Genomic DNA, 16,164 nt, shown 5'->3' on the forward strand with positions numbered 1-16,164 from the left:
AAGAAAACTAAGACAATTTACAGTGATCCTTTCAAGAGCACTGGGATATAATTAGAACAGAATACGAGGAGTTTAATAAGCTTTTGAAATGGCAAGCACTGGTCGATAATCGACAACGTTTTTTTTGGGTTTTGCAAATAGCTGGCTGGTTGGGTTATGCACTAGTTAACTATATAGGCTCAAAAGTATTTGAAATGCGCGATATTTACGTGTTTGTTATCGTGCTGAATGCTTATGCAGGCTGTTTAATGACAGTACCATTGCGATATTTGTATCGCAAAATATGGAATGCCTCACCATGGGTGTTGATACTTGTAGTATTTGGTGCTTCTTACGTAACAGGCACGTTATGGGCGGTTGTTCAAAAGTTTAATCTTTGGGAGATATATCGACATGGTTACCGTCCTGAAGAGTGGTTTTATTATCTTCAGCAGGGGTTAGATTCAGTTTACATTGTACTGTGTTGGAGTGGCCTGTATTTCGGTATTAAATATTACCAGTTGCTACAAAGTGAGCGTCAAAAAGCGCTAAAAGCGAATACTATGGCGCATGAAGCACAATTGAAGATGCTACGTTACCAGCTAAATCCTCACTTTTTATTTAACACGCTCAATGCGATTTCTACCTTGATTTTGGTCGAAGAGAATAAGGATGCAAACCTGATGGTCGCAAGGTTAAGCGACTTTTTACGTTATACCCTTAATACCGATCCGATCAAGAAAGTTGCGCTTGAACAAGAGCTACATGCTCTACAGTTGTATCTTGAAATTGAGAAGGTTCGTTTTGATGAGCGTCTGTCAATTGACATCGATGTCAGTGAAGAAGCAAAGCAAGCAATGGTACCGAGTTTGATTCTACAGCCCATTATCGAAAATTCTATTAAATATGCCATTGCCCATTTAGCAGAAGGCGGTAAGCTAGAGATCAAAGCTCAAGTTTTCGCCAATGAGCTGTTGCTAGAGGTAGGAGACAACGGTCCCGGCGCCGAATTAGATAATGGACAGCTTAAAAATGCCCAAGGTGTGGGTATTGCAAACACCATCGATAGACTAAAAACACTTTACGAAAATAATTATTCATTTGTGTTGTCACATAATGAACCAAATGGTTTAAAAGTGAATATTCGTGTTCCTTTTGAAAAGGCTAAGAAGTAATGAGCAAAATAAAAGCATTAATTGTCGACGATGAGCCCTTGGCAAGAAAAGGCCTAGCAGTGCGCTTACAGTCATTTTCGCAAATTGAAGTCGTAGAGTTATGCAGTGGTGGGCAACAAGCAATCGATGTGTGTCAGTCGCAAGATATAGATTTAGTTTTCTTAGATATTCAAATGCCAGGCATGAACGGTTTCGAGGTAGCAAGAGCATTGAGCGAGAGTATAAAGCCACTCCCTGCGATTGTATTCGTGACAGCATTTGATCAATACGCTGTTCAAGCGTTTGAGATTCATGCATTGGATTACATTTTAAAACCCGTTGATGACAACAGACTAAAACAGGCGGTGGAAAAAGTGCAAAGTTATTTAAAAACACAACAAGACAACGTGCATAAGAAAAAGCTGGCTAGCTTCGTGGCAGGTATTACAGGAAACAACTGCGAAGAGATTTTAAAGAAGCTCGCAACTGGTGATACATTAGTCGATAAAAAATACCCAGAGTCACTTGCTGTAAAAGAGCAGGGCGAAATTATTCGCGTGTCGACAGCAACAATTCAGTGGATTGATGCCGCGGGCGATTATATGTGCTTGCATTGCAGTGACGGTCAAACGCACATTTTACGTAAAACGATGAAAGAGTTAGAACAAGAACTCGATCCAGCTCTGTTTGTTCGCGTTCATCGCTCGGCAATTGTTAACACAAAGCAGATCAGCAAACTGGTGACGCAAAGCAGTGGCGAATATTTGTTAGTGCTAGAAAATGGACAAGAACTTAAAGTGAGCCGCAGTTACCGAGATAAAGTTAAGGCTGCGTTGGCAAGCTAGTACAGGGTACTTGAGCAAACATTCGTTTAGTTGTGTACGCTATTTGGTAATTTATACTCGTCAAAACGCTGTGTTATTCGGTGGCGGCGATAGTTGTGACTTTTAATTTTATTTAGCGAATGTGAATGGTTTTGCTGTTTTCTTATTTATGCGTGAGTCTGGTTTTTGCTCTAAAAAATAGGGCAGCTTAAAAGCCGCCCCAAATAAAAATACCAGTTATACGGTGACAATCTTCATGGTGTTGGTAGCACCAATCGTTTCCATCGCATCACCGTGTGTCAGAATGACGGTATCGCCTTTTGCAAGAGAGCCGGCCTCAACAAGTGTGTTCAGCGCATCACGTACCATGGTTTGATCTGAGCACTTTGTTGAGTCGAAGAATACAGGATATACACCGCGATAAAGCGCAGTCTGGCCCAATGTACTTTTATGTCTAGATAGAGAGTAAATGGGTAAGCCAGAACTGATACGTGACATTAACTTGGCTGTTTTACCAGATTCGGTCAATGCAACGATAGCCTTTACACAGTCCAGATGGTTGGCAGCATACATAGCCGATAAAGCCAATGTTTCAGATGTATCGGAGAACATGCTATCCAAACGGTGTTTGGAGACGTGTATTTCTGGTTGAGACTCAGCACCAAGACACACGCGAGCCATTGTTGCTACGGTTTCTTCTGGGTAATCACCAGCAGCGGTTTCAGCTGAGAGCATAACTGCGTCAGTACCGTCTAATACAGCGTTGGCAACGTCCATAACCTCTGCTCGTGTAGGCATCGGATTGTCTATCATCGATTCCATCATTTGCGTGGCAGTGACTACGGTACGGTTTAATGAGCGAGCACGTCGAATGATCAGCTTCTGCTTGCCCACTAATGCTGCATCGCCAATTTCAACACCCAAGTCGCCACGCGCAACCATGACAGCATCTGAAGCTAAGATAATATCGTCTACGGCTTCTTGAGTTTCTACTGCTTCTGCGCGTTCAATTTTAGCAAGTAGTTGCGCGTTTGAACCTGCCTTTTCAGCTAAAGAGCGTACATAACGCATATCATCACCACTACGAGGGAAAGATACAGCAATATAGTCCACGCCGATTTCCGCAGCTGTGATTAAGTCTTCTTTATCTTTTTCTGTAAACGCTGGGGCAGTTAGACCACCACCTAGGCGATTAATACCTTTGTTATTTGATAACACACCGCCTACGGTTACAGTAGTATGGACTAGGTGACCATCTACACTGTCAACTGCTAGCTGAATCAAGCCATCATTTAGCAACAATAAGTCACCCTTACTCACATCCTGTGGCAGCTCTTTGTAGTCAATACCTACCGATACAACAGTACCTTGGCCTTTCTCCATTTTTGCATCAAGCGTGAATTTAGCGCCAACGTCTAATGTGACTTTACCTTCTTTAAAGGTAGACACGCGGATTTTTGGACCTTGTAAATCAGCTAATATAGCAACGTGTTTACCTAGCTTTTGTGCTATGTCACGTACTGCCTGTGCACGATCTTTATGATCCTGTGCAACACCATGGGAGAAATTCAGTCTGACCACATTGGCACCAGCTTGGATGATTTTTTCTAAATTGTTATCTCTGTCCGTTGCCGGTCCAAGTGTGGCTACGATTTTTGTGCGTCTAAGCATCAGGAGCTCCTGTAGGCCTATGTCCATAGGGTTATGTTATTTGTGCAAATCAGTTACAAGATCACTTGTTTGCAAACAAGTCTGTATAATGAGCATATTTGCTGCAAATTAACCGCGATAATTAGAAAGATTTAACTCAAAACTCTTTTTAACAGCGAGATTAAATTATATGATCTGTATGACATCATTATGACACCGGTGTCAGTGTAGGTCAATCACTGATATTATTGCCAAAAAGTTTACTTATGAGTGTTTTTTATGCCGCAAACGGCTAAAGTCGTTGGCAATACGTTATTATAATAAGTCGACTTCCGTCGATTGTCGCTGATTATTGCTGTGTTGATAGGTGAGATCAACAGTGTGTTGTGCAGTAGTTAGCCCTTAGCATCTAAAGGGGGCTAGGGTATAATGTTTTTGAAGTTTATATACTCACTATATTTGTAGTTACCGAGGAGGAAACTAAATGCAAGTTGCATTAGTTGGTTTGGGTGTGATGGGTAAAAACCTCGCGCTGAATCTTATCGAAAAGGGGTTAACACTTGTTGCCTATGACACAAACCCTGACGCGGGCGCTGAGTTAATTAGTTGTGCTCAATCTTTGGGCTTAGCTGAGCGCTTACACATAGTTTCAGATCTCGGTGATATGGTACGACGCCTAGAATCACCTCGTTCGATTTTATTACTAGTACCAGCTGGTGAGTTAGTTGATCGCGTGTGCACTGATTTAATTGAGGCTGGGGTCGCCAAAGAAGATATTATTGTGGACTGTGGCAACAGTAATTATAAAGACGGAATTACACGAAAGCTGAAATATCAGAATAAGTTTGAGTTTGCCACTATGGGTATCTCAGGCGGTGCAGAAGGAGCGCGCCATGGTCCAGCCATGATGGCCAGTGGCTCAGAAGGCGGATGGGAGCGTATTGAACCATGGTTTGAAAAAGTGGCTGCGAGCTACAACGGCGAATCTTGTTTTGCACGCGTCGGGCAATCGGCCAGTGGTCATTTCGTAAAAATGGTACACAATGGCATTGAATATGCGCTAATGCAGCTAATTGCTGAGGTGTATCAACTGCTTCGTCATGGGACTGAGCGCTCACCAAAGGAAGTTGCAGCGATATTTGAACAGTGGTCTCAAGGGTCGTTAAACAGCTATTTATTATCTATCTCAAGCCATATTTTAAGCCTTGAAACGGAACAGTCAGAGCCTTTGGTTGATTTGATTGATAATAAAGTTGGCGCAAAAGGTACTGGACTGTGGACTGCACAGAATGCACTTGAGCTTGGTATTGCGGTACCATCATTAGTTGCCGCGGTGCAAGCCAGACACCTCACCAATACTATAGACACACACGCGGCCAAAGAAATGACTTATGCCAAAAAGGCAACCATAAAAGTTGACGTTGATCTTGATGAATTAAAAGACGCGTTTTACATGGCAAGCTTGCTGTGTTACCGCCAGGGTCTGGCGCTTATTAAGGGCGCATCTCGTGAACACCAATGGAAAGTTGACTTAGCTAAAACGCTGCAAACTTGGAGAGCTGGTTGCATTATTCGAGCTGACTACTTAGATGATATTGCACAAGGCGTTGAATTTATAGATACGTTGGAAAAAGAATCTGCCGCGCTTCGTAACGTAGCAGGGTTAGCTATGGCCAGTGGCTTGGCGTTCCCTGTGTTGTCTTCAACACAAACGTATATCGCAACATTGAGTACACCAAGTAACGGTCACCTAGTTCAGGCTCAGCGTGACTACTTTGGTGAGCACGGTATCAAGACTCATAGTGGTGAGACATGCCATATAACCGATCTAGTAGAGTTAGAATCGAAAGTACGTTGATTCGATGCTATAAATGATAAAAGCCGGTATTTAGCCGGCTTTTTTGTTTAGCGAGTGAGTTCGCCACGCAAGTTGTCTTGCATCAAATGCCTTACTGTTTCAAGTTCTAGGTTTTGGCTGAACAAATAATGCAGTTTTGCAATACAAGCCTCAAGTGTCATATCATAGCCACTGAGTACACCGCTATTGAGTAACGCATTACCTGTTGCGTAGCCACCCATATTTACTTGCCCTTGAATACATTGCGTGAGGTTAATTATAACGACACCACGTTCACTGGCGGCTTTCAGTGCAGCCAAGAACTCACCTTGTTGGGGAGCATTGCCAACTCCAAAGCTGAGTAAGATCAGCGCCTTGATATTGCTATTGATAACACTGTTTATGATTTCGATGCTGATCCCTGGATACAGGTATAAAATACCAATCGGTTGTTGAACAACAGGCGTGATCTGTAAAGCTTGGTCAACATAGGGACTCAATTTACCTTCTTTGAGCTGAATATTAATACCTGACTGTGCCAACGGCTGAAGGTTCGGTGAGGCAAATGCGTCAAAGCCATCTGCGTGAGCTTTGGTTGCTCGGTTACCACGAAATAGCTTATTGTTGAAAAATAAACTGACCTCGGCAATCGGGTAATTGGCAGCCAAGTACATAGCGTTTAGCAGATTGACTTGGCCATCAGAGCGCAATTGTGACAGCGGGATCTGTGAACCCGTTACAATCACGGGCTTGGTCAGGTTTTCAAACATAAAAGATAGCGCTGACGCTGTATATGCCATGGTATCTGTACCATGCAGAACAACAAAGCCATCGTATTGTTCATATTTTTCCTGAATATCGTCGGCTATCATCTGCCAATGCAATGGTGACATGTCTGATGAGTCTATCAGCGGACAATATTCATGGATATCAAACAGGGGCATTTCTTCGCGGGTGAACTCTGCATTGTTCTTTACGGTTTCCGTCAAATAGCCTTCAGCAGGAATATAGCCACGACTAGATTGTTTCATACCTATAGTACCGCCAGTGTAAGCGATATATATTTTTTTTCTTTTCATAAAAAAGCCCAGAATAAATTCTGGGCTTAGTATATCAATTGCTGACTTACTTTGGCAGTTTAGAAGCTTACTTCACATACTAAACAGCGTACATAAGTCCCATTGGGGTCATTAAATTGATTGAGCAGGTCAAGATTCTGTTCAACTTGAGATGTGATAGGTGATAGGTAACCACTTGCTAATTTGGCTACAGACGCATCAGGGGCTACCCCTGCAAGCGCTGATTTTACCGTAGCTGAACCCAAGAACTCACGAATTAGCTGCTCTTTCTCAGATAACTCTTGCTCAATTGTTATCACTTCATAGAAGTCTAAGTTTGCAAGCTTTGCTGCGGCCTCAATGGCATCCTTTTTATAACCTAGATTATCAATAAGACCGAACTCTTTAGCTTGTGTTGCTGTCCATACGCGGCCTTGAGCAACTTTATCAACCGCTTCTTTGGTCATATTACGTTCTTGCGCAACCAGTGAGATGAACTTGTCGTAAGAGTTCTCAACGCTAAGTTGGTAAATATCTACAAGTTGTTTATCAATTCCACGGGCGATAGACATACCGTTGAGTTCAGTTGTTGCCACCCCATCAGAGTGAATGCCCAGCTCTTTTAAGGAGTTCTCAAATGTTAGTATTGCCCCAAACACGCCAATAGACCCTGTGATTGTACTTGGTGCAGCCCAAATTTCATTCGTTGACGCTGCAATCCAGTAGCCACCAGACGCCGCTACTGAGCCCATCGAAGCAACCACAGGTTTACCTGCCGCTTTTATCGCTAGAATTTCATTACGAATGGTTTCTGATGCAAACATACTGCCGCCGCCTGAATCTATGCGAAGCACAACAGCTTTTACCTTGTCATTTAAGCGTGCTCTTTTAAGTAGCGCAGCTGTTGAGTCGCCACCAATTTTTCCAGCTTTTTGTTTACCGTCCACGATAGCACCACGTGCAACGATAACGGCTACCTTTTCAGTTATTGGGTTTTCAAACTGCACAGGCGGCTTGATCATTTCAAGATATTCATCGAAGGAAATTTGATTGAACGTTTTACCGCGCTTATCTAAGCCAACTAGTTCAATCAGTTCTGACTGTAGTTGCTGATCAGTTTTCAGCTCATCAACCCAACCGTTGTGCAATGCGTACTGTGCGAAGTCACCCTTAACAGCTTGTATTTTCATCTCGTAGTCATCGAGCGTTTCGTCAAAATTATCTAACCCGAAAGGTCGTGCATCAGCTATCTCTTGTTTATATTGTTGCCACAATTCACCAAGCCATAAACGGTTTGCTTCTTTTGCAGCGTCAGACATGTCGTTGCGAATTAACGGTTCAATGGCCGATTTGTATGTACCAACACGGAAAATGTGCTGAGTGACTTTCAGCTTGTCTAATGCATCTTTGAAATAAAGCGGGTAAGAGGAGAAACCGCGTATCTTTACACTACCATAAGGGTGAAGTGAGATAGTATCGGCATGTGCGGCCAAATAATATTGTGCTTGTGAATAGTATGAGCCATGTGCGATTACTTTCTTGTCAGCGTTCTTGAACTCATCTAACGCTTGAGTTATGACTTCTAGCTTATCAAGGTGGCCACCATAGAGGTTCTCTAGGTCAAGCCAAAGCACCTGAATTCTATCATCTTTTTTGGCTCGGTTAATGACTTCTAAGACATCATCAAGCAGAATTTCGTGAGGCTCATCACCGGACTCACTGAGATCTTGAAATGCTGCGTCTAACGGGTCTATGTAGGTTAGTTCTTCAACCAGATACCCATTTAAGTTTAACCTCAATACACTATTTTCAGAGACTGTGATTTCTTCCTTATCACTAAAAATCGCGATAATAGCGGCGACTATGATTATGAAAAAAATGATGTTTAAGACCAAACGGCGTGAAAAGTTTAAGCCGTGCCATAATGCTTTAAAAAATTTACCAATCAGATTCAAAACTAATCCTCATCAGAACGAACTGCTAATTATGATATGTAAACATCATAACTCAGTTTATATTTGGTTGTTACCTCAAAAACGTAACGAAGTATTTAACAACTTTGTTTAGGCCCAAAACTGAGCTGTTTATACTTAGAAAGAGCAAGTTAGCATAGATAATCAGCCTATAAACAAAAAATTTACTTTAACCGATGCTTGCTAAATCACAAAAAATTGTTAATGTTGCACAGGTTAGACCAGTTTGTCGGGGCAAGTAATGTTAGAAAAACAATTAGAATTAAAACACACTGAGCTGCGTAATCGCTTGGTGATGGGGTCGATGCACACAGGCCTAGAAGAAGGATGGCATAACCGTAAGCGTTTAAGTGCGTTTTACGAAGCACGTGCTAAAGGCGGCACAGGATTATTAATCACTGGAGGATATAGTCCTAATTTGCGAGGTAAATTGACGCCAATATCGTCCTCGTTTAACACTTTATATGATGTAATCAAACATAAAGCGTACACACAAGCTGTTCATAAGCACGGTGCAAAGATTTGTCTGCAGTTACTACATGCAGGTCGCTATGCATATCATCCATTTAATGTGGCACCCAGTGCCATTAAAGCGCCCATTAATCCTTATAAGCCAAAAGCAATGTCAAAGGGCATGATCAAAAGCACGATAAAAGATTTTGCTCATTCAGCTAAATTAGCTCAAAAAGCCGGTTACGATGGTGTAGAGATAATGGGTTCAGAAGGCTACCTGATCAACGAGTTTATGGCTAATCACACCAATAAACGAGGCGATGAATACGGTGGTACTTTAGAAAATCGTATGCGCTTGGCGGTAGAAATTGTTAAAGCTGTGCGTGGTGCAGTGAAAGATAACTTCATCATCATTTTTAGATTATCGGTGATGGATTTGATCCCAAATGGGTCTACACCAGAGGAAGTAACCCTGCAAGCAAAGGCGTTAGAGGCGGCGGGTGTGGATATTTTAAACACGGGAATTGGCTGGCATGAAGCGAGAGTGCCAACCATCGCGAGTATGGTTCCGCCAGGCGCATTTAAAGAAGCTTCGAAGCGTCTAAAAGATGTGGTTGATATTCCTGTTATTGCAGTCAATAGGATCAATACCCCCGAGATTGCTAACAGTATTTTGCAAAACCAAGAAGCGGACCTTATCTCAATGGCGAGGCCTCTACTTGCTGATCCTGAGTTTTTCAACAAGTATGCCGCACAGCAAAGTGAACAGATTAATATTTGCATCGGCTGTAACCAAGGCTGTTTGGACCATGTATTTAGAGGTAAGCGGGCCACGTGTTTGGTGAATCCTCAAGCTGGCTTTGAACTGGATTACCCATTGCAACCTGCTGCTAACAAAAAACGAGTGTTGGTTGTAGGCGCAGGACCTGCTGGACTATCTGCCAGTTATTATCTAGCGAGCAAAGGGCATGAGGTTAAACTTATAGATAAAAACGCTCAACCAGGCGGTCAATTCAACCTTGCGATGCGCATCCCTGGCAAAGAAGACTTCCAAAAAACGTTGGCTTATTACCTATCAGAGTTAAAGCGTCTTAATGTAGAAATGCAGTTAAACACTGAATATCAGGCTGAGATGTCCCAGCAGTTTGATGATGTGGTGTTTGCTACAGGTGTTAGGCCTAGGCTTTCTAATATTGAGTGTAGTGACGACAAGCGCGTGTTCGCATATGATGAGGTGATCCGCAGAGAAGTTGAACTGGGTGAAAAAATAGCGATATTGGGAGCAGGTGGTATCGGATTTGATATGGTTGCGTTTTTAGCAGAAAAAAGTGAACAATCTATTGAAGAATTTAAGCATCACTGGGGCATTGAATGTGAAGCTCAGCCGCTTAGAGACCCCCGTAAGTTGTACATGTTAAAACGTAGTCCTGGTCGTTTTGGTAGTGATCTGGGTAAAACGACGGGTTGGATACACAGGCAAGTTGCTAAGCAACATCAAGTTGAGCAAATTGCTGAATGTGAATATCTGGCATTTTCTGATAAAGGGTTGCTTATCAAGCAAGCCGGAGAAGAGAAGTGGCTAGATGTTGATACGGTCATTGCATGTATAGGTCAAGTTTCCAATGATCAACTATTCGATAAGGAAGCATTGCCAGACAATCACCATGTGATAGGCGGGGCAAAACTTGCCAGTGCAATAGACGCCAAACGCGCCATATTTGAAGCGTTACAAGCGGCTCGGCTAATATAATAAGTTTCTGTTGCAAGAAACCTAGCTCAAAAGCGGTCTAGACTAATAACTATATTTATTATGGATTATTCGAAAGGCCGCTTATGCTTTGCAAACTCCACAACACCTATCAATATTTATTCGATAAAACACAAATACTCAACGGGCTTCCCGCTTTACTATTCAGACTGATACTCGCACCTGTAATGATAGTAGCAGGGTATAGCAAGCTCAATTTAGCGAATGATCAATTCAGCTTTCCCAGTAACTTATTGGCAGATCAAAATGTTGTAAATTGGTTTGGTAATGACCAGTGGGGTCTTGGGCTTCCTTTTCCTGATCTGCTCGCATTTTTGGCGGGGTGGAGTGAGTTGCTGGGAGGTTGGCTACTTTTAATTGGCTTGTTTACGAGAGTCGTATCCATACCATTACTGTTTACCATGTTCATTGCTGCCACAACGGTGCATTGGGATAATGGTTGGTTTTCTGTGGCACCATCAAACCCACAAACCAGTGCTGCGTTGGCGTATAGCTGGTTGGGCGTACCTGCTGCGAAAGAGAGCTTAGAAAACAGCGCCGAGGTGAGTGAGCGCCTCGATAAAATTAAGTCATTGATAGAAACTCATGGATATCCGGATTACCTGTATGAAAAGGGAAATGTGGTTATCTTGAACAACGGCATTGAGTTTGCTGCTATTTATTTTGCGATGTTACTGAGTCTTATTTTTAGTGGTGGTGGAAGGTATGTCAGTATGGATTACTGGCTTAAACGGCAAGCAAAAAACAACTGCCTTGAAAAATAACAAAAAATCACATCATTGATAGATGATAGAGGCAGACGATGGTATTCTCACTGGCAACTAGATATCGCAATTAAGGTACGGTGTTATGGATGCCATTGAGCTACTTACTACTCGTCAATCAGACAGTAATTTATCTTTTCCAGGGCCCTCTCAAGCCCAACTAGAGATTATCAAAAAAGCCGCGTTGAAGGTGCCAGATCATGGTGGTCTAGCCCCTTGGAAATTTATTGTGGTGCAGGACGAAGGTAGAGAAAGGTTAGGCGAAATTTATCATCAAGCAGCGGTCAGCGAGCATCAGGACGAGCGCACAATCAGTCGTGCCAAAGAGCTACCGCAGCGAGCGCCTATGATCATTATTGCTGTTAGCCCTTATCAAGAGCACCCGAAGGTGCCGAGAATTGAACAGATTGAGAGTGCAGCATGCAGTGTTTTTGCGATGCAGCAAGCCGCTTTTGCACAGCATCTGTCTGGAGTTTGGAGAACGGGTTATTTTGCACAAAGCCCAAAAGTAAAATCTCTGCTAGGTTTAAACGAACAGGATGAAATTGTAGGTTACCTTTATTTGGGTACACCTACGGTTGCCTGTACAAAACCGGTACGCCACACAGCTGAAACATTTTTTAGTGATTTATAAGGGCTAATAGCTATGTCATTACACGTTATTGAGCATCCATTAGTACAACACAAACTCGCGTTACTCAGAGAGTATGGAATAAGTACAAAAAGTTTTCGTGAACTGGTAAGTGAAATAGGCACGCTGCTTACCTATGAAGCGACTAAAGATATGCCCTTGCAAGAACAGTCGATAAAGGGCTGGGAAGGTAACGATATTCAGGTATGTAAATTACAAGGTAAGAAAATTACCGTTGTGCCCATTTTGCGAGCGGGCCTTGGTATGATGGATGGTGTAATGGAGCTTATCCCGTCGGCCAAAGTCAGTGTTGTTGGCTTGCAACGCAATGAAGAAACGCTTGAGCCCGTACCATATTTTGAAAAGCTGGTGGGCAAAATAGATCAGCGTCTAAGCCTTGTTATTGACCCTATGCTGGCAACTGGAGGCTCCATGATAGCTACCATCGACATGCTTAAAAAGGCAGGGTGTACACACATTAAAGCGATTGTATTAGTCGCAGCACCTGAGGGAGTCAAAGCAACACTGGATGCGCACCCCGATATTGAAATATATACGGCTGCATTAGATAGTCATTTGAATGAGCATGGTTATATTGTTCCCGGCCTTGGTGACGCTGGAGACAAGATATTCGGCACCGTGTAAATGGTGAAGGCAGTAAGTTAGCATAGTTTTAAAGGTAGCAACGATGCAATGCAAATTAGTTGATGTATTTAGCAAACAAAAATTGCAAGGCAATGGATTAGCGATATTTCACGATTGTCAGGGCCTTAGCAAAAGGCAAATGCAGGCATGGACGAGAGAGATGCGCCAGTTTGAGTCAATTTTTGTGGATACTAACGTCACACCTTATCGCGCATGGATCTTTACCATGGAGGAAGAACTGGACTTTGCAGGCCATCCTTTGATTGGACTGAGCTATTACTTACATCAACAGTTTGGCACACCCAGTGATACACACACTTGGTCGATTGAGCTAAATCATAAGGTTGTTGAGTTGACTAGTCGTTGGCGGGGTAAGCATTTCTTGGCGGCTATGCATCAAGGTGCACCGGAATTGATCAATACTCTAAGCGCTAAGCAATCTGAACCTTTTTACGCGGCTTTAGGAATTGAACAATTGCAGCCGCAGGACTTGCCAGTACAGGTGATCAGTACTGGCCTTCCTTATTTAATTTTGCCGATTGAACATGGGTTGAGCAAAGTTTCATTTAGTACCAATAAGCTTGAATCGATGCTTGAGCAATATCAGGCAAAATTTTTATACCTTATTGATGTTAACAACTTCGAAGGCCGCACTTGGGACAACTTGGGTAGTGTTGAAGATATCGCAACTGGCAGTGCAGCAGGGCCAGTTGCAGCGTATCTATATCAGCAAGGTCTGACAACTGAACCACACATTTCCATCCAACAAGGGCGGTTTGTGGATAGGCCTAGCGAGATTAAAGTGGAGCTAACGTGTGATGGCAAGGACATTGTGAATATTGTCGTCAGTGGCTATGTAACCCACGTCGGTGATTTTACATTAAGTGATTAACGTCAATGAAAGTGGTGTTGCTCAAATATGTTTTGAGAGTACTTATTTGGCCTGCTAGCTTCGGCTGGTTTGGGGTCAGCCTCATCAGTGTGTTTGTATATTTACGTGATCTAGATACTAATTTCACGGCTTTGATAAGCCTACTAGCTGCGCTAATTGGACTGATTTCTTTGTTGGTGATGTCTGTCGCTGCACTGCGTTACCCAAATGTTAGTTTATCTCACGTTTTGATTTCGCAAATGGGTTGTGGCGTTCTAGGCTATGTAATGTATGTAGGGGTGTTCAGTGAACCCTTGCTGGTATTAAGCGGGTTGAGCTTGTTGATTGCGGTGTGTATTTTAACCTTAGATCATTTATTTAACTCGGATAAATAGTGAGAGCGAGATCGCCCTCACGTTTAGCCCAATTACACTTTAAACTGCTCAAGCATATTTTCTTGCTCGGTGATTTTTTCAACTTGGCTCTGCATAGTATGATCCACCGTTTTTGCTTCATTAAACACCATATCCGAGATATTTCTTATTTCCATGGCATTGTTATTGACTTCGCTGACTACCTGTCGCTGCTCATTCAACATGTCTGCAATTTGCAGGTTAAGTTGTACAATATGTTCGATGGCGGCACGAATTGCTTGCAAAGAGTGACTGGTTTCATCCGCTTTGCCGACCGTTTTCTCAACCACGCTTTGACTTTGTTTCATAACCTGCACCGCGTTTACGGCGCCCGCTTGAAGTTGGTCAATCATGGACTTAATCTCAGTTGTGGCTTCTTGTGTGCGCTGTGCCAACGTACGTACTTCATCCGCTACAACGGCAAACCCACGGCCTGATTCGCCGGCACGCGCTGCTTCAATGGCTGCGTTTAAAGCCAACAGGTTGGTTTGTTCAGCAATACCATTGATAACTGACAGTATTTGTTCGATACCGCTGGTGGAGACCTCGAGATCATTGACCACATCAACGGCGGTTGAAATTTGTTCAGATAGATGCGCTATGGTATCTGTGGTTTGTGTGACAATTTTTTGCCCCTCAACTGCTGCGCTATCCGTCTTTTGAATCGCTTCAGCGGCTTCTTGCGCGGAATTTGCTACTCGCTGCTCTGTCTCAGACATGTGTTCTGTGGCGGTGGTTAAGGAGGTAAGTGACTCAAGCTGCCTAGAAATTGCGTTACTTGATTGATTAGCACCTGAGGAAGTCTGCTTTGCATCTTCTAAAATCTCATGTCCTAAAACCTGTATATCAGCAATGAGTTGTTGCAAGCGCGCTGTGAATAAATTGAAGTTTTCTGCAAGTGACGCGAATTCAGGGTCACTGTTGGTGTTAAGGCGCACGGTCAAGTCGGCATTGCCTTTGGCGATATTGGCCATTGCATCGTTGATGTCGGCTAGCGGTTTAAGCAATAAGTTGATCACTAAAGATAACACGATGATACTGATGATAACGAATAGGGCAGTGAATAGTACCGAGTCTTGAGTGAGCTCAGAGACAGCTGAAAAGACTTTGTTCTTTTCTAAAGCAACGCCAACCAGCCAGTCAAAGCCATCAACTTTTTGAAAGTCTATTAGGTATTCTTTGCCGTCTAACGTAATGTGCTGGAGCTCTTGACTGAACGCGGTATTGCCTAAAAACTTACTGGCTTTATCGCCATTGAGAGCGACATCGGGGTGAGAGATGATGGTGCCGTCAGTACTGACCATAAATGCAAATCCTGCATTAAAGAGATTAAACGAGTTAATCATATTGCCAAGCTTCGCTAGGCTAACATCGTAGAATAAAGCGCCATGAAAACGGCCTTGCTTAAATACAGGGGTGCCAATTGAAACGACGATCTCTTTACTGACTGAATCAGCATAGGGCGCCGTTACGATAAGCTCACCGGCATTCTTAGCGTCTGTATACCAAGGGCGCTTGCGAGGATCCCATGTTGGCCCTGGGTTCCAAGATGGATCACTGGCAACATATTTGCCGGTGCTCTCTTCTCCATAACCTATTAATAGAAACTGTTCGGTGAGTTTTGGCTGCGACAAAATAGGGTATGCGTCTTGCAACGAATCAGTGCTAGCCACCAGTGAAGTAGCTAGCGACGCTAAGTCAGTACTACCCTGCATTTGTGCCGTTACAGTGTTACTGATCCCTTGGATTATTTCGTTTACATTGTGGCTGACTTGTTGTTCTAAATTCGCTTTAATTGAGAAGTACTGCTTAAAGGATAAAACGCTGAGCGCTAGAAACAGGACTAACGAGGATACAATAACAATTTTGTGTTTGAACTTCACGGCACATCTCCAACACCCGACATCATATAAATGTAAAACATTAACAAAAACTTGCAATGTTAGTTTCAGTTTAATGTACCAGATATCGTGAAACTTTAAATAGCAAACTCCCAATAGTTTACACATTGCTGTAATAACTTTGTTACGTTTTGTGCATGCGTGTATATTGGCTCTTACTCTTACTCAGTGTCGAGGGTTAGTCCTGGTGGAGTAATTCGTTATTATGCTCGTATTTAACAGAAAATGAAGCGTTAACGTGGT

Annotated in this window: 13 protein-coding genes; 9 read left to right on the forward strand and 4 right to left on the reverse strand. The window is 42.9% G+C overall.

Annotated elements, in window-relative coordinates:
- Window positions 1-83: 83 nt before the first annotated feature.
- Both BET10_RS09165 and BET10_RS09170 read left to right on the forward strand, forming a co-directional pair.
- Window positions 84-1,154: a sensor histidine kinase gene (locus BET10_RS09165; RefSeq protein WP_070985191.1), complete on the forward strand. Its 1,071-nt coding sequence runs from the start codon at window positions 84-86 to the stop codon at window positions 1,152-1,154.
- Window positions 1,154-1,978, forward strand: coding sequence for a LytR/AlgR family response regulator transcription factor (locus BET10_RS09170; protein WP_070985192.1), 825 nt, complete (start codon window positions 1,154-1,156; stop codon window positions 1,976-1,978). The genes BET10_RS09165 and BET10_RS09170 overlap by 1 nt, the downstream gene beginning before the upstream one ends.
- 216 nt (window positions 1,979-2,194) lie before the next feature.
- On the opposite strand, the gene pyk is transcribed toward BET10_RS09170, so the two are convergent.
- Window positions 2,195-3,628, reverse strand: coding sequence for a pyruvate kinase (pyk, locus tag BET10_RS09175; protein ID WP_070985196.1), 1,434 nt, complete (start codon window positions 3,626-3,628; stop codon window positions 2,195-2,197).
- A gap of 463 nt (window positions 3,629-4,091) precedes the next feature.
- Between pyk and gndA the strand changes: the two genes are divergently transcribed.
- Window positions 4,092-5,465 carry an NADP-dependent phosphogluconate dehydrogenase gene (gndA, locus tag BET10_RS09180; protein ID WP_070985198.1) on the forward strand — a complete coding sequence of 458 codons (1,374 nt, stop codon included), beginning with the start codon at window positions 4,092-4,094 and terminating at the stop codon, window positions 5,463-5,465.
- 47 nt (window positions 5,466-5,512) lie between these two features.
- Here gndA and ansA read toward each other — a convergent pair whose 3' ends face one another.
- On the reverse strand, window positions 5,513-6,523 hold the full coding sequence (gene ansA / locus BET10_RS09185; RefSeq protein WP_070985199.1) for an asparaginase: 1,011 nt from the start codon (window positions 6,521-6,523) through the stop codon (window positions 5,513-5,515).
- Window positions 6,524-6,582: 59 nt separating this feature from the next.
- On the reverse strand, window positions 6,583-8,451 hold the full coding sequence (sppA, locus tag BET10_RS09190) for a signal peptide peptidase SppA (RefSeq protein ID WP_070985600.1): 1,869 nt from the start codon (window positions 8,449-8,451) through the stop codon (window positions 6,583-6,585).
- A gap of 265 nt (window positions 8,452-8,716) precedes the next feature.
- On the opposite strand from sppA, the gene BET10_RS09195 reads away from it, so the two are divergent.
- From BET10_RS09195 to BET10_RS09220, 6 genes are all read left to right on the forward strand, one after another.
- Window positions 8,717-10,678 carry an NADPH-dependent 2,4-dienoyl-CoA reductase gene (locus tag BET10_RS09195; RefSeq protein ID WP_070985200.1) on the forward strand — a complete coding sequence of 654 codons (1,962 nt, stop codon included), beginning with the start codon at window positions 8,717-8,719 and terminating at the stop codon, window positions 10,676-10,678.
- Between the two features lie 83 nt (window positions 10,679-10,761).
- Complete coding sequence (locus BET10_RS09200; RefSeq protein WP_070985202.1) at window positions 10,762-11,460, forward strand: HvfX family Cu-binding RiPP maturation protein; 699 nt, start codon at window positions 10,762-10,764, stop codon at window positions 11,458-11,460.
- Window positions 11,461-11,545: 85 nt separating this feature from the next.
- Entirely contained in the window at window positions 11,546-12,094 is a 549-nt protein-coding gene (locus BET10_RS09205) for an NAD(P)H nitroreductase (RefSeq protein WP_070985204.1), read from the forward strand.
- A 12-nt stretch (window positions 12,095-12,106) separates the two neighbouring features.
- A complete protein-coding gene (gene upp, locus BET10_RS09210; RefSeq protein WP_070985205.1) occupies window positions 12,107-12,736 on the forward strand; it encodes a uracil phosphoribosyltransferase in 630 nt (209 codons plus the stop codon).
- Window positions 12,737-12,779: 43 nt separating this feature from the next.
- On the forward strand, window positions 12,780-13,628 hold the full coding sequence (locus tag BET10_RS09215; RefSeq protein ID WP_070985208.1) for a PhzF family phenazine biosynthesis protein: 849 nt from the start codon (window positions 12,780-12,782) through the stop codon (window positions 13,626-13,628).
- 5 nt (window positions 13,629-13,633) lie between these two features.
- Window positions 13,634-14,002: a hypothetical protein gene (locus tag BET10_RS09220; protein WP_070985210.1), complete on the forward strand. Its 369-nt coding sequence runs from the start codon at window positions 13,634-13,636 to the stop codon at window positions 14,000-14,002.
- A 32-nt stretch (window positions 14,003-14,034) separates the two neighbouring features.
- Here the strand turns inward: BET10_RS09220 and BET10_RS09225 are convergent, their stop codons facing one another.
- Window positions 14,035-15,903: a methyl-accepting chemotaxis protein gene (locus BET10_RS09225; RefSeq protein ID WP_070985212.1), complete on the reverse strand. Its 1,869-nt coding sequence runs from the start codon at window positions 15,901-15,903 to the stop codon at window positions 14,035-14,037.
- Window positions 15,904-16,164 lie beyond the last annotated feature (261 nt).

This window comes from Pseudoalteromonas amylolytica (assembly GCF_001854605.1).
Lineage (GTDB): Bacteria > Pseudomonadota > Gammaproteobacteria > Enterobacterales > Alteromonadaceae > Pseudoalteromonas > Pseudoalteromonas amylolytica.

Coding starts and splice junctions, on each gene's coding strand:
- gndA (WP_070985198.1), top strand. CDS start 4,092: ATGCAAGTTGCATTAGTTGGTTTGGGTGTGATGGGTAAAAACCTCGCG.
- BET10_RS09215 (WP_070985208.1), top strand. CDS start 12,780: ATGCAATGCAAATTAGTTGATGTATTTAGCAAACAAAAATTGCAAGGC.
- upp (WP_070985205.1), top strand. CDS start 12,107: ATGTCATTACACGTTATTGAGCATCCATTAGTACAACACAAACTCGCG.
- BET10_RS09195 (WP_070985200.1), top strand. CDS start 8,717: ATGTTAGAAAAACAATTAGAATTAAAACACACTGAGCTGCGTAATCGC.
- BET10_RS09220 (WP_070985210.1), top strand. CDS start 13,634: ATGAAAGTGGTGTTGCTCAAATATGTTTTGAGAGTACTTATTTGGCCT.
- ansA (WP_070985199.1), bottom strand. CDS start 6,523: ATGAAAAGAAAAAAAATATATATCGCTTACACTGGCGGTACTATAGGT.
- BET10_RS09200 (WP_070985202.1), top strand. CDS start 10,762: ATGCTTTGCAAACTCCACAACACCTATCAATATTTATTCGATAAAACA.
- BET10_RS09170 (WP_070985192.1), top strand. CDS start 1,154: ATGAGCAAAATAAAAGCATTAATTGTCGACGATGAGCCCTTGGCAAGA.
- BET10_RS09205 (WP_070985204.1), top strand. CDS start 11,546: ATGGATGCCATTGAGCTACTTACTACTCGTCAATCAGACAGTAATTTA.
- pyk (WP_070985196.1), bottom strand. CDS start 3,628: ATGCTTAGACGCACAAAAATCGTAGCCACACTTGGACCGGCAACGGAC.